Here is an 18,417-nt window from a genome sequence, read left to right on the forward strand (position 1 = left end):
ACGGACAGAAAGGACAGTTTGGCCAGACCAACTATTCCACGGCCAAAGCAGGTATTCATGGCTTTACCATGGCCCTGGCGCAGGAAGTGGCCAGTCGCGGGGTCACCGTCAACACGGTTTCCCCGGGTTATATCGGAACCGACATGGTACGCGCAATCCGTCCCGAGGTGCTCGAGCAAATCGTCGGCACCATTCCGGTTCGTCGTCTGGGCACGCCCGAAGAAATTGCCTCGATTGTGTCATGGCTGGCTTCAGACGAATCCGGCTTTTCCACCGGCGCCGACTTCTCGGTCAATGGTGGCCTGCATATGGGTTAAGTCCTTCAACCGGACAAAGACAGTTATTTAAAGGTTAAACAGGTAATGGCAAAAGCAACTGACACGGACGCCGTCCGCACAATCAAAAAATATCCCAATCGTCGGCTCTACGATACGCAGACCAGCACCTATATTACGTTGCAGGATGTGAGACAGTTGGTGTTGGACAATGTCCGTTTTCAGGTGCTGGATGCCAAATCGGGCGAAGAGCTCACGCGTAGCATCTTGCTACAGATTATCCTTGAAGCGGAATCTGGCGGCGTGCCCATGTTCAGTTCCACCATGCTGGCGCATATCATCCGTTTCTACGGACACGCCATGCAGGGTGTCATGGGTTCCTATCTTGAAAAGAACATGCAGGCCTTTGTAGATATTCAGGACAAACTGGCCGAGCAGTCAAAAGGTGTCTACACGCCGCAATTTGGTGCCGAAGCCTGGTCGCAATTCATGAATATTCAGGCGCCGCTGCTCAACAACATGATGAATAATTACGTTGAGCAATCCAAGAACATGTTCGTGCAGATGCAGGAGCAGATGCAGAACCAGACCAGCAATATATTCGGTGGTTTTCCGTTCAATCCGGCCGACAACGACAACGCCAAAGACAAAGATAAAGAAGACAAATAAGAAGGCGGGCGGGCAGCTCGCTGGCTACCCCAGGGGCTAGCTGCCATTATTTGTGCCATGCGAGCCAGAGGCCAGGGTGTCAGAACATGGCTGCCTGGCATGCGTTGTGGCTACGGTCCGGCAAGGCGGGCCGAGCCTTCCCCGGTACCGGATAGCTACTCGGGCAGCGGTGGGGCAGGCCGTACTTGAGTGCTGTCCTGTTTCCTGAATGGCGAATGCTCATGCAGCTCGTCCAGATAGGCCTGAACATGCACTGTTTCTTCATCCAGAAAGCGATGTATGGCATCGGCAAACTCGGGTCGAGCGATCCAGTGTGCCGAATAGGTCGCCTGTGGCAGCAGCCCGCGCGACAGTTTATGCTCACCCTGGGCCCCGCCCTCAAATAAGGCAATGCCGTGGGCGATGCAATAGCGGATACCCTGCATGTAGCAGGTTTCAAAATGCAGCCCGGGTATATATTCGTGCGCACCCCAATAACGACCGTACATTTTATTGTTGCCGATCATGTTCATGGCGCAGGCAACCGGGGCTCCCTGGCGTTGCGCAATCACAAGCAGCAGGCTGTCCGGCGCATGCTGCAGCAACTGGCTGAAGAATGCCTCTGACAGATAGGGCTGGCGACCACGCTCGTAATAAGTATTGCAATAGCAGGAAAAGAAAAACGAAAGATCTTCAGCGGTAATCTGTTTGCCGCGCTTATATTCAAACGTGATATCGGCCTGGGCCACCTTGCGTGCTTCCTGGCGAATTTTCTTGCGTTTGTCATAAGTGAGACTGGCAAGGAAGGCATCGAAATCGGCATAGTCGGCATTGTTCCAGTGAAACTGGACACTCTCTCGTACCATGTAACCGGACTCGCGCAGCACGGCCAGATCGTCCTGTTCGGGAAACAGTACATGAATGGACGAGACTTTCAAGCGCCGGGCGACCTCAATCGCCGCCTGGGCGAGCACCCGCCTGGCCTGAGCGTTGCGTCCGATCAGGCGGGGGCCGGTGACCGGTGAAAACGGAGCCGCGCACAGTAGTTTGGGATAGTACTCAAGGCCATACTGGCTGAAAGCCCGGGCCCAGGCCATATCGAAGACAAATTCGCCCTGGGAATGGGTTTTCAGATACATCGGCATGAAACCGGCCGGCTGCCGACGCTGATCGTATAGAATCAGGTGACATGGTTGCCAGCCGGTGTCCTCGCTGGCGCAGCCGGTATTTTCCATGGCACGTAAAAATGCCGGAGAGATAAACGGATTATCGTTGGACCAGGCACGCCAGTCAAAGTCCGGCAGATCAGCCAGCGAGTGCAGGAGTTCCACCTGCATGTTGTTTACGTCTTCAGATGACACTGCATACCACCGTTTATTGCCACCACCACTTCAGACTCCTTGTATGACTACGACTGCTTTTGATTCCGACCACAGGGTTGCCGTTACCGCTGTTACCGGCTTTCTGGGTAGCGGAAAAACCCGCTATATCAACCAGCTGTTACAGCAACCCGATATGGCCAATACGGTTGTGATCGTAAATGAAATCGGCCAACTGGGGATTGACCAGGCAAACTGGTCATTCGTGCAGCCTTCCACTATTCTACTAGAAGGCGGGTGTCTGTGCTGCCAGATGCAGGGCTCCATGAGTGCGACATTGCAGCGTCTGTTTACCGATGCCCTGGCGCGAACCATTCCCCGCTTCAATCGCATCATCGTAGAGACCAGCGGTCTGGCAGACCCCTCGGCATTGCGTTTTACATTGCATAGTGATTTTTTTCTCAAGGAGCGTTTCTTTTACAACGGCTGCATCTGTATCGTGGATGTTGTCAATGCCGACAAACAGAGCACTTATGTTGAATGGTCCCGGCAACTGGTGCAGGCTGATCTGGTCCTGCTGTCCAGAACAGATAGCATTGCAGGTGACCAGGCGCTTGGCGTTGCGCAATATATATCAACTGTTACTGATGCGCCGGCCATGACCCTACCGCAATTTTTTGCGAATGAAAATCCGCTAGATATGCTGTCAAAACTGCAGGTATCGCCAAGGCAGGGCGCAGGGTTTTCCAATTTCCTGACAGGCTCGCTTGCCGGCGTCAGCCATACCGACCACCAGACTCTGGCGCAAAACCTGGGACTTCAGCGACAAAAGCCGCAGTCAGTGCTGCGACCGGTGCAGTCGCATTCGGCCATAGGGATTGTGACGCTTGAGTTTACTCAACCACTGCGGCGCAGCGTGTTCAATCAGGCGCTGGAGGCGATGCTCGCCAGGCTGGGAGCAGCATTGATCAGGGCCAAGGCGTTGTTGCGCTTTGTTGACGATCCAGGTCTGTATCTTTTCAATATCGTACATGCACAGCGATATCCCGCCCAGCGGTTGCGGGCTGCGCAAGAGCAGGACCGGACTGCAATGGTGCTGTTTCTTGATGGCGCTTCGGAACACGCGGGATTGCCACAGGCAGAGGATTTTTATCGGGTATAACCACCAGGCTTGATCGTAGTGTGCGTTATATAATTTCGCTCAGGCAGTTGTTCGCTTCGATTTGCTGACAAGCGCACATGTGCGGAGCGTGTTCGCTTTAATTGATCTTTTGATGTATCGCTTCAACTGGGCCGGTTCGCTTTATTGTTTCACGTCATTGTTTTGTTGTATCGCTTGGCTTGATCGTTGCATTTTAACGCTACAGTAAGCGGCTGCATGTTGTCGATGTTTTTTTCAGCAGAGCACGCCATGGGTTTGGGCATCGGCCAGCAATAAAACGGGCTATAAAATAAATGACCGCACGCTTTACACCGCCAGTTACTCGGCGGCAAAGCATGCGGTATCTTACTTGAACGTGTTTATTCGCTGCTGTGGGTTGCTACGCAGCCTGTGAACGCCCAAGCCGCTCAACGTCACGTAATTTAAACATCAAGTAACTCAACCACGTCAGGCCACTGAGGCCGATGGCTTCTGGGCGATGCGTATATCAGCGAACAGGGCAGGCCGGATCAAAGGTCGTTGTTGTGGCGAGACCAGAAGTCACTCACTTGCTTTTCTGCTTCCTCTTTGGTGCGGCCATACTTTTCCTGCAGGATGCCTGCCAGTTTCTGGGCGCTGCCATTGACCTGGGCGACGTCGTCGTCAGTCAACTCACCCCATGTCTGCTTCACAGAGCCTTTGACCTGTTCCCATTTACCGGCTGCAATATCTTTATTCATACTTTGCTCCTGTTTCAGTTAATGTGAAAATCAGTGTTTGGCACTCTGATCACTTGAGTCTTTAGCGTAGCATGCGCCATGGCATGCTAACTGTCATGGATGTAACGCGCGGTAAAAGGTCGCGATAGCAGTGCATATATCCGGGAAAAGTGGCTATTCCAACTGTGTTTGATGCAGAAATCTGAAGACCCCTGGTATACAAAGGCGTGCTGCAGATTTCGGTGTTGCCAGGCGGGACACAAATGCAGGTGTATAAAGGCCGAATATAAATAGTTACAAGAATCCGCAATAATGTCGTGAGTGCGTGCCCGGGTTTCATTTGTGCGTTTCATTTGCAAAGGTTCATCAGTACGTCTCATTGCACGCCTCATCGGCCTGTTTCATTTATTTGCATGGCGACTGATCATTCCTGCGAGCAGCCGAACTGTTGCGCCAGGTCAAGCATATCCCGCGCCACGACGTCCCAATCCTGGTCGGGCACAAGGTCTTTTGTTTGCTGATGGCCGTGCTCGGTAGGACGGGGAATGAAAGCCGTGCGCATACCGCAAAGGCGTGCTGCGGCAAGATCATTGTTGTGCGCCGCGACCATGCAAATTTGTTCCGGCGGCAAATCCAGAATCTCTGCCGTGCGTAAATAGGCTTGCGGTGCCGGCTTATATGCCTGGGCAGTTTCTGCGCCAAGAATGGCGTCCCAGGGCAGGCCGGCCCGTTTGGCCATATCAAGCATCAGCCGAATATTGCCGTTCGATAGCGGCGCAATAATATAACGGCCTTTTAGCCGGGTGAGCCCTGGCACGGAGTCGGGCCACGGATCCAGCCGGTGCCAAGCCAGATTAAGCTGGGCCAGTGCATCCGCAGGCAAACTGGCGACGGGCACGTCAAACGTTGCCAGCGTCTTCTCCAGACTCTCCCTGTGCAGCACATCCAACCTTGTAAAGGGGCGTCTGCCACTGCGAACCTCTTCCATTGACGGTGAATAATGACTGCGCCAGACGTCGGCAAAAGTCGCTGGGTCAATGGTTGTCAGTGCATGCCTGCGTGCAAACTCAGTCACTTCGCCGATGACACCGCTGCGCCAGTCTACGACCGTTCCAAAAACATCGAACAACAGTGCGCGTAAATCAAGCTCCATTGCATCTGCCATAGTTTATTTCCTTTTAGAGGGGTGAGCGGGCGAAGGCTCCCGCGCAAAAAGTGTTTTGTGTACATGATAACCAATGTATTGCACAGGCAAGCGGCCTGCTTTCGGATGGCGTTGAATTAATGACCGGCAGCGCTGCCGGGCAACCGGATTCCCGATTTGGCAAACGTGCGTGTGATCGTACTGACAGCCGAGCCCGCGGGAGACATGGTTCTGTGGCGGTGATGTGACAACGTCATTGTGATCATTACATCCTGATTCTCCAGGGTAAATGTACGCGTCTTTCGGCATTTACGGATTTTTTGATCTGTTCCAAATCTCTAGAATATTTTTGCTGCTGCCAGACCTGAATCCGGCATCCGATTGCCGGATCAGTTATCGGCACGCTGGCGTATATATTGATTCAATGAGAGAGAAAGATTGTATGTTTAGACTCAAGAGAACTCTACCGCAAGTGACCGTAATCACGCTTGCTTCCATGCTGCTATTTTGCCAGCAGGCGGGCGCAGAGCAGGGCGAATCGCGCTCCACCCAGCTGGGTCACGAGGCCGAGGCCATTGGCGATGGCGCCGTGGCCATCGGTTGGGGCGCAAACGCTCGCGGAAAAGATAGCATCGCAATTGGTTCCAAAGTTCAAATAATCGGTCCTGCCACAACCTTTGCCTCAGATGGTGGCATCGCCATAGGAGCGGGTTCACAATCGCATAGTGCCGGCGACGTCAATTTTGGTTCCCGTACACTGTCGGGACTGCGCGATGGTGTAAGCGATGACGAGGCCGTCACCATGCGTCAAATAAAAGCGGCGCAAGCCTATACCGATACTGTAAAAAATGATTTGCTCAGGATGATCGATCCGGCCGGCTCGCCGGTGTTGGCGCAAGCCAAGGCCTATTCCGATCTGTCCAAGAATCAGGCCATTGCTGCCGCCAACGCATATAGCGATGCAGTAAAAAACGAAACCATTATTCAGGGTAAAAAGCATGTGGAGCAGATCGTGGCAGCCGGGCGGGCGCAGCACGATACAAAGCTGTTGTCGCTGGCAAAATCGTACTCGGATCGAGAAAACCAGGCCACACTGGAAAATGCCAATTTGTACAGCGAAAAAGTAGGGCGTGCAGTCCTGTCCAGGGCGAACGCGTTTACAGAGCTTCGCAGCCAGCAGGCCCAGGACAATGCCGTTGAGCTGTCCAGGCAATATACGGACCGGCGCGTCGGTCAATTGCAATCGCAAATAAAAAAATTCCGCCGACGGTCCAATGCGGGTATTTCCGGCGCAATGGCAATGACCACCTTAACGCCACCACCGGCGAATGCCAACACCTCTTTTGGAATGGCGATGGCAACGTACAGGAATCAAGTAGCACTGGCCTCTGGTGTTACCTTCAGAACGGGAAAAAACAGCAATCTCCGCCTGAACACCTCATGGGACTCTGCTGGTGGCATAGGCGCAGCTGCCGGTTTTAATGTGGCCTGGTAGTCAGGGTAAGGCTATGCAACGGTTCCTGTCGTCCGTTATTGGCAGGGGATTTCCCGTGAGTGGTGATTCTGGTGCGTGCGCCGGAAGGCATCGCTGCTGACGATAGGGCGCTTGCCCGCAGGTGGAGTTCACGCACATGAACCCAATCGTTGCGGGCTTTTTCATAATGAAAACGGATCGATAGTGGCTTTTTCACCCTAAAATTGGCAATTGTATCTAAGTGAAATCAAATTTACAGTTATGATATCAATAGCTGCAGGTTCGTCGGTAATATGACCGTATCTAATCCATCGGGAATCCAAAATGAAAAAAATGATTGCGTTTTTTGGCCTTTCTGTCGTTTTCCTTACTGGCTGTACGGCCCGGGGGCCCTCTGTTTCAGTAGATCCAGGCGGTATTTATCCATATGGCTATGATGGGGGCGGTCATTATCGGGGCGGTGGTGGTGGCCGTTTCTGTCCCCCAGGACAAGCCAAAAAAGGCAACTGCTAAATTTCGAATGCCTGGCACTGCTGTATAAGGCCCGTTTGACAAGACGGGCTTTTTTTGCGCCTTTTTCCAGTCAATTGTGCTCGCGTCTGCCCGATCTGACACGATAATAAACCATGGCATTTGCCAGAAAAAAAACGGCCGCGTTGACTCGTGTACTTCTGCAAGAAAAGGTGAGCACCTATATTGGTCAGGCAGTTTTAGTGCGCAGCCTCCAACAGGACCTATTTTTTATTTGGCAGGCACCGTCGTTGAACAGGCGCTTTCGAAAAAAGGCGTCTGGTGCAAAGGGAGGCGGCAACCCCCTGTATTTGAACAATCCATTCACCTGATTGGCCTTGAATATTGTCCGGCATCAAGCCCAGGAAAAATGGGTTGGGCTACAATAGTGAATTCAGATAATGGTCAATATAAGGAAATTGGCATGATAAACGACACATCTTCCAAACCCTATGGCGTGCCCAAGTTATGGGAGGGTTATGGTTTTCCATTTGTTTTTATGCCGGTTCTGGTCGGCGCCTGTGCGGTATTGTTGCTTGTCGAGCAACTTTTTTCCTGAATGAACGTGCGCGTTGCGTCAATGACGTTCTATCGCAAAAAAAACCAACGCTTTTTCGTTCCCATAATAAACGATTAAACAGGACATAGCCCATCAATCAGGTCGTTCAAGCAGGCGTTCGATATCTCCAAATACCGCCTGCCATTGCTGTGGCGATAAATCAAAGAAGTTGAAACTGCGAAGCAGGAAGGCGCCTTCGTTGGCGATAAAGGCCAGTCGCGCATTGCGTCCTTGTGCTGTAGAAAAATCCAGTCCTTGCAATTGTCTCGCGTACCAGGCGCGAGTCTCGGCCAACTGGTCGGAGTTTGGAATCAGCCCGGCAAGCATGGCGGCAAAACGCGACTCATCCTGTACATCGGCCTCGCGGGTAACCTTTATGTGGGCGCGTACATGCGCGAGCGCGTCAGTTTTGCCACCTGCCGCCTGCGCAACCTCGGCGTCGAAATGATCGCTCCAGCGCATGATCATCGCCTTGATCAGGCCCTCTTTATTACCGAAGCAATACTGCACGCCGCCTTTGGTAACGTTCGCGGCCCTGGCCAGCGCGTCCATCGTCAAACCGGCAACACCATGTTGTGCGACAATTTTCTCTGCTATCTCCAGCAGCTTTTCACGATCAATTGACCGCGGCCTGCCCGCGGTCTGTGGTTTGTTTTGTTTCATATCAATAATTACTTTCCATACGTATGGATTTATATTATAGTACATCCCTTAATTCCCACAAGGAATAATTTGATTCCATACAGAGCAAACATATCGATCAGGATCGCACGCCTACGTTGACGCTATCCGGTATGTGACTCGCAACACGCCCAGCCTTTACTCATGGCTGTCGGTGCGAACGGATTTTTTATCATGACTGCAACCGTCAAACATTCACGTAACCGATGGCTGATACTGGCTATCGTCTCCAGCGCTCTGTTTCTTATTGTCATTGACCTGACCGTGCTTTACACCGCATTGCCGCGTTTGACGCATGACCTGCAGGCCAGTGCTTCACAGAAGCTGTGGATCATCAATGCCTATCCATTGGTGGTTGCCGGTCTACTGCCTGGTCTGGGTACGTTGGGTGACCGCCTGGGACACAAGCAACTTTTTCTTAACGGTTTGCTGGTGTTCGGCATGGCATCGGTGGTTGCTGCTTTCGCGCCCAGCTCCGAAGTGCTGATCGGCAGCCGTGTATTGCTTGCCGTGGGCGCTGCCATGATGATGCCGGCAACATTGTCCATTATTCGTCTGACCTTTGAGGATGATAAGGAACGAGCCTTTGCCATTGGCATCTGGGCGGCCGTCGCGTCTGGAGGCGCTGCGTTCGGGCCGGTGGTCGGCGGTATTTTGCTGGAGTTTTTCTGGTGGGGTTCGGTCTTTCTGATCAACGTGCCGGTGGTCCTGATCGCCTTTTTGGTGGGTGCACGCGTTCTGGAAAAGCGGCCGGGTAACAAAACGCGAGAATGGGACCTGATCAGTTCCGGGCAAATCATGGTTGCCTTGATTTTCCTGACCTATACGATCAAGGAGCTGGGAAAACCGCAAGTTGATTGGATTGCATTTGTCATCGCGCTTGGGCTGGGCGCTGGCGCTTTGATCATTTTTTTACGTCGGCAAAAGCACAGCGCGGCACCCTTGATTGATTTTGGCTTGTTTCGCAATAAACAGTTTCTGCTTGGTGTTATCGCTGCATCTGTTATGTCGGCGACCCTTATTGGATTCGAACTTGTCTTTAGCCAGCGGTTGCAACTGGTTAGCGGTTACTCGCCATTGCAGGCCGGTTTGCTTATTCTGCCGATTCCACTTGCCGCTTTTTTTGCCGGACCGCTGATGGGATCGTTGCAGCCAAAGCTGGGCACGGCTCGTCTGCTATGGCTTTCACTGCTGGTCTCGGGTGTCGGCTCGCTTTGGTATCTGTTCATGTTCGATGGCGCCATACTGTGGTGGTCAGTGGCTCTGGCGGTCTTTGGTTTTGGCGCGGGTGCGGCCATTACCGGTGCGTCCACGGCCATTATCAATAACGCTCCCGCTAGCCGGGCAGGAATGGCCGCTTCAATAGAAGAAGTGGCCTATGAACTGGGTGGTGCGATGGGCGTGACTATTTTCGGCAGTATCATGTCTGTGATTTATACGATGAAATTGGTACTGCCCACCGATTTTTTGCTACCGGGTATTGCGCGCGACAGCCTGGATCAGGCGCATCTGGTTGCAGAGCAACTGCCGCCTGAACAGGCCGAACAGCTACTGTCAATCGCCTTTGCTTCGTTTGACTACGCCTTTATCGGGGTGATAATGGGAGTGACTGCTATGCTGTTTGTAACCGCCGGCATCATTTATTTGGTGAATTTGCGGTCTGCCGAAAGGGCGGGCTCTGGTTTTAATACAAGTCATTAACAGTCGGTGCAAGCGCAGCATTGTATAGTATGCGCTTGCACAAAAGGTGAGGCGAACAGTGGATGCTGCGGCAGGGGGCGTCGGATGTATATATGCCAGCTTACCTGTTTGTCACTGGTGCCTTAAGCTTCGGAGCCATAACAGTCGGCCCAGCAGTTGGGGGTTTCGTATAGTCTGGCGTGCGTCAGCTTGAGCCGGTCCCCGTACTGCGCCAGATAAGCAGCGGCCAAGGTATCGAATGCGATCTGGACCAGATTTTCGGCAGTCGGAATTCGATCCAGCACAACGGTCTTATGATCGGCCATCGAGTCCAGAAACTTGCGTACGACCGTATCACCGCTATAGACCAGGAAGGCATGATCCCAGACGTCGACGATTAGCTCCTTGGCGATGGCTTTGACATCGGAAAAATCCAACACCATGCCGCGGTCGGGGGCGCCATCAACCATTGAAACGGGGCCAGAGAGCGTGATTTCAAGCGTGTAGCGGTGGCCATGCATGTTGCGGCACTGGCTTTTGTGATCGGGTATGCGGTGGCCAGCATCAAAGTGCAGGGCACGAGTCACAGTAATCATGGGATGCCTATGTATTTATGAGTTTGCACGCTCAGACGCCATTTGGGATGATCCATGCAGTACTGCACTGCATGTTCGGTGGCGGCCAGGCGATTCGGCCCGTCCATGGGCTGCAGGAAAAAATGTGAAAAAGCCAATGCTTCAAACCGCTCGGGCGGGGCATTGGATTGAAGAAAGACAAGTTTAAGTTCATCGCCTTGCGTTTGAACCAGCTCGTTGTTCCCCTTCGGGCTCACACAGATCCAATCGATTCCCGCCGGTGCGGCAAGAGTGCCGTTGGTTTCTATGGCGATCTCGAAGCCTTCGGCATGAACGGCGTCGATCAGGGCGGTATCCAGTTGCAGCAGCGGTTCGCCGCCGGTAAACACAACATAACGTGAAGCCCCGTCAGGTCCCCAGGTTTTGGCCAGTGTTGCGGCCAGATCAACCGCCGTGGCAAATTTACCACCACCAACGCCGTTTGTTCCAACAAAATCGGTGTCGCAAAACGTACAGGCCGCCGAGGCACGGTCGATCTCGCGACCAGACCATAAATTGCACCCGGCGAATCGGCAGAAGACAGCCGCACGGCCCGCTTGCGCCCCTTCGCCTTGCAGTGTTTTGAAAATTTCTTTTACGGCGTATGTCATGTGTTGGGCCAATATGGAACTAATGCCACATTCTAGCCAATTGGGGGCAATCCGGCAGGAGTATAGGCTCGAATTTCGTAAATTTCCGAGTATTGGAGAGATGTGAAAAATGCTGTGACGGATACATGTTTTCTACGCAAGCGCAGGGTTCACGACTGCCATGGTGTATGGGAGAAATGTCGTGTTCCCGTTTTTGAACACAGGTTTCATGGCCATGATCCGCCTGAACCACGAAATTTACTCCGCTGTAGATTAAATCACTTAACAGTCCCATGGGGCCATGTCGGTAACGCTGATTTCATAGCGTGTCAGCGCCTCAGCGCATAGTGTTCTGCTTATTTTTCCTTGTCGTGCAAGTGCACCGAGCGCTGCGACCGCTATGGAATATTTGTCGACCTCAAAAAATTCCCGAAGTCTGGCTCGCGTGTCGCTGCGGCCGAAGCCATCCGTACCAAGCACGATGTATGGGCAATTTATATACGACGCAATAAGCTGTGGTAGCGCCCGAACATAGTCCGTGGCAGCAATCGCCGGATTATCACCGCTTATGCAGCCGGCCACGTAGCTCGTCCGCGCTGGCTGGTCTGGATGCAAGCGGGTCCATCGTTCTGCCTGCCTTGCTTCTCGTGCCAGTTCCGTAAAGCTGGTAACACTCCATATTTCACTTTTGATATTCCAGTCCTGGGCCAGCAGCTGTGCTGCTGCCAGCACTTCAGGCAAAATGGCTCCCGAACCCAGCAGCGTCACTGTTGCGCGAGGTTTACCGACGTTCTGTTCTGAAAACCGGTACATGCCTTTGATAATGCCGCTTTCCACGCCGTCCGGCAGGGTAGGTTGCGCATAGTTTTCATTCATCAGGGACATGTAATAGAAAACATCTTTCTGCTCATCGAGCATCTCGTGCATGCCATGGTCAAGAATGACGGCAACTTCAAAAGCGAAGGCAGGATCATACGCCCGGCAATTCGGTATGGTCGATGCGATAAGCTGGCTGCTGCCGTCCTGGTGTTGCAGGCCTTCGCCGCCAAGCGTGGTTCGTCCCGCCGTGGCCCCAAGCAGAAAGCCTCTTGCCCGCTGGTCTGCAGCAGCCCAGATCAAATCTCCTATCCGTTGGAATCCGAACATGGAGTAGAAAATATAAAAGGGAAGCATGGGTATGCCATGCACCGAATAACTGGTCGCTGCTGCGACCCACGAGCTGATTGCCCCAGCTTCACTGATTCCTTCTTCGAGAATCTGTCCGTCCTTTGCTTCGCGGTAGCTGAGGATTGAATCGATATCTTCGGGTTCATACTGCTGGCCAGCACTGGCGTAAATCCCTACCTGTTTGAACAGATTGGCCATGCCAAACGTACGTGCTTCATCTGCCACGATGGGAACCACATGCTTGCCTAATTTCGCATCCTTCATTAAGCCGCCAAGCATCCGCACAAATGCCATGGTGGACGACATTACCTTGTCGTTGGCTTCAATGGCAAATTGTCCATAGTTTTCAATGGCAGGCACAGGTAGCGGCACGGCCGTTTTGCTGCGCTTCATCATGCTGCCACCCAACATTTTTCGACGTTCCTGCAAATATTGCATCTCCGCGGAAGTACTGTCAGGTTTGTAGAATTCAAGATTTTCGGTCTGGGTGTCTGTCAAGGGCAAGCGGAAGCGATCCCGAAAGGCCAGAAGCGCGTCTTTCGTTAATTTTTTCTGCTGATGCGTGGTCATTTTCCCCTGACCGGTATCACCCATTCCAAACCCTTTTTTCGTTTGGGCCAGAATGACGGTAGGCTGCCCTGGGTGATTGACGGCCGATTTATATGCTGCATGGATTTTCACCAAATCATGGCCACCGCGTTTGAGCATGTCAATTTGTTCGTCACTGAGCGCGTCCGCCAGTTTTTTCAGTTCTGCGTTCTGCCCAAAAAAATGCTCACGGTTGTAACGTCCATCCTTGGCGGCAAAGGTCTGAAATTGTCCGTCTACCGTTTCTGCAAAGATTTTTTGCAAAGCCTTTTCGTCGTCGCGCGCCAGCAGTGGGTCCCAGTCTGAGCCCCACACCAGTTTGATGACGTGCCAGCCGGCGCCTTTAAACAGCATTTCCAGCTCGTCGATAATCCTTCCGTTGCCTCTTACCGGGCCGTCCAGTCTTTGCAGATTGCAATTGACGACCCAGACAAGATTGTCCAAACGCTCTCTGGCGGCCAGGGTGAGGGCGCTCATGCTTTCAGGTTCATCCATTTCTCCATCACCGAATACGCCCCATACAGTACGGCCATCACAGTTTTGCAAGCCTCTGTGTTGCAGATAACGCATAAACCGGGCATGGTATATCGAGCTGATCGGACCAATACCCATTGAACCCGTGGGAAATTGCCAGAAATCGGACATCAGCCATGGATGAGGGTAACTGGACAGGCCCATGACGCCTGCGCGTTTTGCTTTTATTTCCTGGCGATAGTGCAAAAGATTGCGCTCATCCAGCCGGCCTTCCAGGAAAGCGCGCGCGTACACACCGGGCGATGAGTGAGGCTGATAAAAGACAAGATCACTGGCCTGGCCACTTTGGGAAGCACGAAAGAAGTGGTTAAAGCCGATTTCAAACAAATCAGCGGCGCTCGCGTAACTGGCAATATGGCCGCCCAGATCGGCAAACTGGCCATTTGCGCGCACCACCATGGCCAGCGCATTCCAACGCATAATGGACGCCAGTTTCTCTTCGATTTCCAGATTGCCGGGGAATGGATCCTGGTCACTTGCCTGGATCGTATTGATATAGGGCGTTCCGATAGCAGGCTGCCATGGAATGTTCAGGTTTCGGCTCGCCTCGAGCAGGACATTGAGCAGATGCTTTGCTCGACCAGGACCCGAGGCGGCGGTCACTGACGCAAGTGCGTCGCACCATTCCTGGGTTTCAAGTGGGTCTTCGTCTGTGCCTGAGCTCAAGTGCCGGGGATTATATGCAAGGTTGGAATCGTTCATCGTATTGTCTCCGTTATAGCTACATTATAATTTATAGAAGACAATATATTTAACTGATTATGCTGTAATATTGCGGCATATTCGGCATTAAATGTTTTTAAATTAACTTATGGCGGCATAATGAGCTTTGATGATATTGACCTGAAAATACTGAAAGAACTTCAGAGCGATAGCAATCTTTCAAACGTGGCGCTGGCAAAGCGGGTGCATCTGTCGCCATCCCCGTGCCTGGCGCGCGTCAAGGCCCTGCATTCGGCGGGGATCATCCGGCAATATGTCGCATTGCTGGATGCGCAGAAGCTGGGCTTGCATTTAAGCGTTTTTATCTCGGTCAGTTTGAAACGCCAGGATCGCACGTCGCTGCAGGCGTTCGAGTCGCGGATTTGTTCGCGGGACGAGGTCATGGAGTGCTATCTGATGTCCGGCGACGCCGATTATCTGATTCGGGTGGCCGTGCCGGATATTGAGTCGCTGGAGCATTTCATCATAGAACAGTTGTCGCCGATGCCAGAAATAGAAAAAATAAGATCTAGTTTTGCGCTCAAGCAGGTACGCTACAAAACAGCACTTCCGTTACCGGCAGCGGGGCGTATTGAATGATGTTGTTGCAAACTTACTCAAGTTTTTAATCCAATGTGGCTTTTTTTGGAAGCTCGTGCCTGCTTATTGATATCCTGTTCCAGATGTTTTTCTGCGGCTGCTGCGTCTACATCGCCTGGGCCTCAATGTCCATTTCGGTCATCAAACTACTCGGCAGACGATTGCATCGCCTGGAAATAGCCCAAGGTCTGGCAAGCAGACTTAAGAATATCGAGCTTGAAAAAACAGTTAATGATGCGTGGACAGACATTGGGAGGCACGGCAATCGTGCGGATCTCTGATGCAAAACTGATGTTTAATGAATTATTGATCCGTCTGAATGCCGAAGTTACGGAGAACGCATTTGCCGCGGAACCTATACGGTACGGTATCTTGGGGGCTCTTGGGCGCGATATACTTTGAGCTCGGTGAGCTTAAAAAAAGCCGGGCAAAAAAATGAAAACGGCCCAAATGCTTTTTAATATGCACTTGGGCCGTTTTTTAAAACTGGTTGCGGGGGCAGGATTTGAACCTACGACCTTCGGGTTATGAGCCCGACGAGCTGCCAGACTGCTCCACCCCGCGTCTGTGTAAGAAAAGAATATTAGCCCATTTTGAGTTATGATGCAAGTCTGATAATACAAAGCGACATGTCATGGACCAGAATTTATCTCGAAAAATCCTAGAAACCGCCTTGCTGTGCGCCGACGAACCTATGAAAATAGGGGGTTTGCGCAAGTTATTTACTGATTTGGACGAAATTGACAATGATGTAATTAAGCAACAGTTGCAGGTATTGCAAGACGAATGGGCAGATAAAGGTTTAGAATTATTAGAATTGGCAAGTGGCTGGCGTTTTCAGAGTCGGCCCGAGATGCAAAAGTATTTAGAACGCCTGAATCCAGAAAAGCCGCCCAAATATTCACGGGCAGTCATGGAGACTTTGGCAATTATTGCCTGGCGTCAGCCTGTCACTCGCGGAGACATAGAAGATATTCGCGGGGTCACGGTTTCATCACAAATCATCAAAACGTTAGAAGAGCGCGGCTGGATAGACGTGTTAGGACATCGTGATGCCCCCGGGCGTCCGGCGTTACTGGGCACGACAAAGCAGTTCCTCGATGATCTTGGGCTCAAAGCGCTTGATGACCTGCCTGTGCTGGAGAGTGGCGAAGCTGGCATGCCGGATTTATCCGGGCTGGATATGAGTATCACGGCCTCGGAACAACCTGCACAAGAGCAGGTAGAATCAGAGATGATTTCCGATGAGTCTGCACCTGACGAGTCAACGCCCGATGCGGCCGGCTCGACGCAGGTTGATTTAGCCTCGTCTGAGGCGGCGTTGGCCGATTCTGATAGCGAGAATGCTGATGACCAGGCTTTGTCCGACGAGTCAGCGGATCGGTTGTCGGATGTGGAAGCGGAATCGCCCAGTGATGTAGCGGAATTGGCCGATGCAAGGCCGGATGAAATCAGCGAAGTATCAGATGAGATCAAGATTGGTGCAGACGGGTTGGTTCCTGCTGCCGGCGCGCAAGCGCAGAATACCGGAGAGACTCAAGAGCGCGTTGCCCACGGCGATGTGACCGAAGAGATGGCTGCTGCAGACGAGACAGCATCAGCCGCCCAAGAGATGCCGGCTGGGTTTAGTCCAGATTCGACATCGCAAAATGAACAGCCAGACGATCATAGCGTTGATCCTGCTGATGAAATTTCATCAGATCGGGAGGCGAGTGATAATCAAAACGACGATTTAAAGAATAAAACATAGTTTTTTGGAGTTACCAACATAATGAATAGTTCGGATCACGTTGATGCGGAAAATAATTCAAATGAAACGCGTTCAAGCCGTTCAAACGAATACGACAATGATTCTGTCGCCAGAGTAATCACCGTTAAGGGAGTCGATCAAACGGGTGCTGCGCCCGAGGCCGAGGCGCGTCAGAAGGGCAAGGGGCGCAAGTTGCGCACGCCGTTTCGTCGCCGTCGCGCCGATGCGGTACAGGAAAAGGCGGAACAGCCTGAGGTGGTAGCCGAAGTGAACGCTGCGCCAGCGAAGAAAGCGCAGCCGCGCCCGCGTCGTGCGCCGGGTGCGAGGGCTCCCGGTGGCAAGGGACGCACGCCGCAGGCCCGCCCGGATCGTAAGGAACAGGCCAGTAGCCCGTTTACCGCAGCCCAGGATGAACAGGATGCTGATCAGGCACTGGCCTATCTTGATGGCACAGCGCGTCTTGAGCAGAAGCTGAATAAAATTCTCAACAGCGACGCTGTCAATCCCAAGCTGCACAAAGTGCTGGCGGATGCGGGCGTCGGTTCGCGTCGGGATATGGAAGAGCTGATTATCGCCGGCCGCGTGTCGGTCAATGGCGAGCCTGCTCACATTGGTCAGCGAGTCGGGTCACAGGATCAGGTTCGTGTTAATGGTCAGTTGGTGATGCGGCCCAATGCCAAGCGTCCGCCGCGCGTTATCTTGTATCACAAACCTGCCGGGGAAATTGTCAGTCATGACGATCCCGAAGGTCGCGCGTCTGTATTTTCGCGTTTGCCCAAAATGCGCACCGGCAAATGGATTTCTGTGGGCAGGCTGGATTTGAATACCGAAGGCTTGCTGATATTTACCACCTCGGGCGATCTGGCGCACCGGTTTATGCATCCACGGTTTGGCAACGAACGAGAGTACGCGGTGCGTGTGCTGGGAGAGATGACGGACGCTCAGCGTGAAAGCCTGGTTACCGGGATTGTGCTGGAAGATGGGGCTGCCTCCTTTACCAGTATGGAATTTATTGGCGGCGAAGGAAGTAACCGCTGGTTTCGGGTCACTTTGCAGGAAGGACGTAATCGCGAAGTGCGGCGCATGTTCGAGGCGGTGGGCGTTACGGTCAGCCGGTTGATCCGCACCCGTTTCGGCGACATCGTGCTGCCTCGCAATCTGAAGCGCGGTCGCTGGGAAGAATTGGATCCGGCGCTGGTCAGTGCGCTGATGATTCAAACCGGATTGGTCAAAGAGGAAGATAGCTCAGACCACCGTCGGCCCCGCCAGCCTATTTCCCATGATAACGCCATGCCTCCGGGCTTTGAGACGCCGGTCAAGACGCGATCCCATGCGCCGGGCGCACGTCCGGCTCATGGGCGCAACAATGGCAATGGTCGCGCCGGTGCCGCAGCGCCTGGCGCTGGGGCACCCCGTCCGGGTCGTGCCGGTACCGGGTTGTACAATAATCGTCGTCAGGGCGGGCCGGCTGAAGGGCGTGGCGAAGGTCGCGCGAGAACCGCCGACAAGAACGAGCAGCCCCGTAATGGAAAAGGCGGTGGGCGTGGCGGCAACGCCAGTGGGCGTTCCAATACCCGCCAGACGTCGTCGCGTAGTCGTGACGAATGGCAGCCCTCTGGTCCATCTGCGCATGAATCTCAACTGGGGTTTATTGGTCGCAATCGTAACGGACGATAGGCGGATGCGGCATGGTCTGCGGTATGGTTAGTTGTTGTGAGCACC

General features: G+C 53.0%; 16 protein-coding genes and 1 tRNA gene. 9 read left to right on the forward strand and 8 right to left on the reverse strand.

The genetic code is table 11. From position 1 onward, the window contains the following. A partial coding sequence (locus ACTIKR_RS04220; RefSeq protein WP_442327218.1) for an SDR family oxidoreductase occupies positions 1–317 on the forward strand: 317 nt, incomplete at its 5' end. Positions 318–362: 45 nt separating this feature from the next. Next, complete coding sequence (gene phaR, locus ACTIKR_RS04225) at positions 363–944, forward strand: polyhydroxyalkanoate synthesis repressor PhaR (protein ID WP_193088621.1); 582 nt, start codon at positions 363–365, stop codon at positions 942–944. Between the two features lie 155 nt (positions 945–1,099). On the opposite strand, the gene ACTIKR_RS04230 is transcribed toward phaR, so the two are convergent. After that, complete coding sequence (locus ACTIKR_RS04230) at positions 1,100–2,260, reverse strand: GNAT family N-acetyltransferase (RefSeq protein ID WP_193088700.1); 1,161 nt, start codon at positions 2,258–2,260, stop codon at positions 1,100–1,102. Positions 2,261–2,327: 67 nt separating this feature from the next. On the opposite strand from ACTIKR_RS04230, the gene ACTIKR_RS04235 reads away from it, so the two are divergent. Then, the gene (locus tag ACTIKR_RS04235) at positions 2,328–3,404 is read left to right on the forward strand and encodes a CobW family GTP-binding protein (RefSeq protein ID WP_193088620.1); all 1,077 of its coding nucleotides are present in this window, start codon (positions 2,328–2,330) and stop codon (positions 3,402–3,404) included. Between the two features lie 509 nt (positions 3,405–3,913). Here the strand turns inward: ACTIKR_RS04235 and ACTIKR_RS04240 are convergent. Next, positions 3,914–4,123 (reverse strand): CsbD family protein, encoded by a 210-nt coding sequence (locus tag ACTIKR_RS04240; RefSeq protein ID WP_193088619.1) that lies wholly within the window; start codon positions 4,121–4,123, stop codon positions 3,914–3,916. A 403-nt stretch (positions 4,124–4,526) separates the two neighbouring features. Beyond that, positions 4,527–5,267 (reverse strand): haloacid dehalogenase type II, encoded by a 741-nt coding sequence (locus tag ACTIKR_RS04245; protein ID WP_226816859.1) that lies wholly within the window; start codon positions 5,265–5,267, stop codon positions 4,527–4,529. A gap of 421 nt (positions 5,268–5,688) precedes the next feature. On the opposite strand from ACTIKR_RS04245, the gene ACTIKR_RS04250 reads away from it, so the two are divergent. Further along, a complete protein-coding gene (locus ACTIKR_RS04250) occupies positions 5,689–6,741 on the forward strand; it encodes a YadA-like family protein (protein ID WP_193088618.1) in 1,053 nt (350 codons plus the stop codon). 724 nt (positions 6,742–7,465) lie between these two features. After that, a complete protein-coding gene (locus ACTIKR_RS04255; RefSeq protein ID WP_193088616.1) occupies positions 7,466–7,789 on the forward strand; it encodes a hypothetical protein in 324 nt (107 codons plus the stop codon). Positions 7,790–7,882: 93 nt separating this feature from the next. Here the strand turns inward: ACTIKR_RS04255 and ACTIKR_RS04260 are convergent, their stop codons facing one another. Beyond that, positions 7,883–8,452 carry a TetR/AcrR family transcriptional regulator gene (locus ACTIKR_RS04260; protein ID WP_193088615.1) on the reverse strand — a complete coding sequence of 190 codons (570 nt, stop codon included), beginning with the start codon at positions 8,450–8,452 and terminating at the stop codon, positions 7,883–7,885. A 192-nt stretch (positions 8,453–8,644) separates the two neighbouring features. On the opposite strand from ACTIKR_RS04260, the gene ACTIKR_RS04265 reads away from it, so the two are divergent. Beyond that, positions 8,645–10,171, forward strand: a complete 1,527-nt coding sequence (locus ACTIKR_RS04265) for an MFS transporter (protein ID WP_193088614.1) — start codon at positions 8,645–8,647, stop codon at positions 10,169–10,171. A gap of 122 nt (positions 10,172–10,293) precedes the next feature. Here ACTIKR_RS04265 and queD read toward each other — a convergent pair whose 3' ends face one another. From queD to mdeB, 3 genes are all read right to left on the reverse strand, one after another. After that, positions 10,294–10,746 carry a 6-carboxytetrahydropterin synthase QueD gene (gene queD / locus ACTIKR_RS04270; protein ID WP_193088613.1) on the reverse strand — a complete coding sequence of 151 codons (453 nt, stop codon included), beginning with the start codon at positions 10,744–10,746 and terminating at the stop codon, positions 10,294–10,296. After that, a complete protein-coding gene (gene queE, locus ACTIKR_RS04275; protein WP_193088612.1) occupies positions 10,743–11,375 on the reverse strand; it encodes a 7-carboxy-7-deazaguanine synthase in 633 nt (210 codons plus the stop codon). Before queE ends, queD begins: the two co-directional genes overlap by 4 nt. A gap of 261 nt (positions 11,376–11,636) precedes the next feature. Then, positions 11,637–14,345 carry an alpha-ketoglutarate dehydrogenase gene (gene mdeB / locus ACTIKR_RS04280; RefSeq protein ID WP_193088611.1) on the reverse strand — a complete coding sequence of 903 codons (2,709 nt, stop codon included), beginning with the start codon at positions 14,343–14,345 and terminating at the stop codon, positions 11,637–11,639. 120 nt (positions 14,346–14,465) lie between these two features. On the opposite strand from mdeB, the gene ACTIKR_RS04285 reads away from it, so the two are divergent. Then, entirely contained in the window at positions 14,466–14,945 is a 480-nt protein-coding gene (locus ACTIKR_RS04285) for an Lrp/AsnC family transcriptional regulator (RefSeq protein ID WP_193088610.1), read from the forward strand. Positions 14,946–15,432: 487 nt separating this feature from the next. On the opposite strand, the gene ACTIKR_RS04290 is transcribed toward ACTIKR_RS04285, so the two are convergent. Next, positions 15,433–15,509, reverse strand: a tRNA-Met gene (locus ACTIKR_RS04290). A 70-nt stretch (positions 15,510–15,579) separates the two neighbouring features. Here ACTIKR_RS04290 and scpB point away from each other — a divergent pair. Together scpB and rluB are read left to right on the forward strand one after the other, a co-directional pair. Next, positions 15,580–16,695 carry an SMC-Scp complex subunit ScpB gene (gene scpB / locus ACTIKR_RS04295; RefSeq protein ID WP_193088609.1) on the forward strand — a complete coding sequence of 372 codons (1,116 nt, stop codon included), beginning with the start codon at positions 15,580–15,582 and terminating at the stop codon, positions 16,693–16,695. Positions 16,696–16,716: 21 nt separating this feature from the next. Next, positions 16,717–18,372 (forward strand): 23S rRNA pseudouridine(2605) synthase RluB, encoded by a 1,656-nt coding sequence (rluB, locus tag ACTIKR_RS04300; protein WP_226816857.1) that lies wholly within the window; start codon positions 16,717–16,719, stop codon positions 18,370–18,372. The last annotated feature ends 45 nt before the right edge of the window (positions 18,373–18,417 follow it).

The organism is Advenella sp., from assembly GCF_052108595.1.
In the GTDB taxonomy this organism is placed as follows: domain Bacteria; phylum Pseudomonadota; class Gammaproteobacteria; order Burkholderiales; family Burkholderiaceae_B; genus Advenella.

Bases quoted from the DNA above. Each gene is read 5' to 3' on its own strand.
- phaR (WP_193088621.1), top strand. From the start codon at position 363: ATGGCAAAAGCAACTGACACGGACGCCGTCCGCACAATCAAAAAATAT.
- ACTIKR_RS04230 (WP_193088700.1), bottom strand. From the start codon at position 2,260: ATGCAGGTGGAACTCCTGCACTCGCTGGCTGATCTGCCGGACTTTGAC.
- ACTIKR_RS04235 (WP_193088620.1), top strand. From the start codon at position 2,328: ATGACTACGACTGCTTTTGATTCCGACCACAGGGTTGCCGTTACCGCT.
- ACTIKR_RS04240 (WP_193088619.1), bottom strand. From the start codon at position 4,123: ATGAATAAAGATATTGCAGCCGGTAAATGGGAACAGGTCAAAGGCTCT.
- ACTIKR_RS04245 (WP_226816859.1), bottom strand. From the start codon at position 5,267: ATGGCAGATGCAATGGAGCTTGATTTACGCGCACTGTTGTTCGATGTT.
- ACTIKR_RS04250 (WP_193088618.1), top strand. From the start codon at position 5,689: ATGTTTAGACTCAAGAGAACTCTACCGCAAGTGACCGTAATCACGCTT.
- ACTIKR_RS04260 (WP_193088615.1), bottom strand. From the start codon at position 8,452: ATGAAACAAAACAAACCACAGACCGCGGGCAGGCCGCGGTCAATTGAT.
- ACTIKR_RS04265 (WP_193088614.1), top strand. From the start codon at position 8,645: ATGACTGCAACCGTCAAACATTCACGTAACCGATGGCTGATACTGGCT.
- queD (WP_193088613.1), bottom strand. From the start codon at position 10,746: ATGATTACTGTGACTCGTGCCCTGCACTTTGATGCTGGCCACCGCATA.
- queE (WP_193088612.1), bottom strand. From the start codon at position 11,375: ATGACATACGCCGTAAAAGAAATTTTCAAAACACTGCAAGGCGAAGGG.
- mdeB (WP_193088611.1), bottom strand. From the start codon at position 14,345: ATGAACGATTCCAACCTTGCATATAATCCCCGGCACTTGAGCTCAGGC.
- ACTIKR_RS04285 (WP_193088610.1), top strand. From the start codon at position 14,466: ATGAGCTTTGATGATATTGACCTGAAAATACTGAAAGAACTTCAGAGC.
- scpB (WP_193088609.1), top strand. From the start codon at position 15,580: ATGGACCAGAATTTATCTCGAAAAATCCTAGAAACCGCCTTGCTGTGC.
- rluB (WP_226816857.1), top strand. From the start codon at position 16,717: ATGAATAGTTCGGATCACGTTGATGCGGAAAATAATTCAAATGAAACG.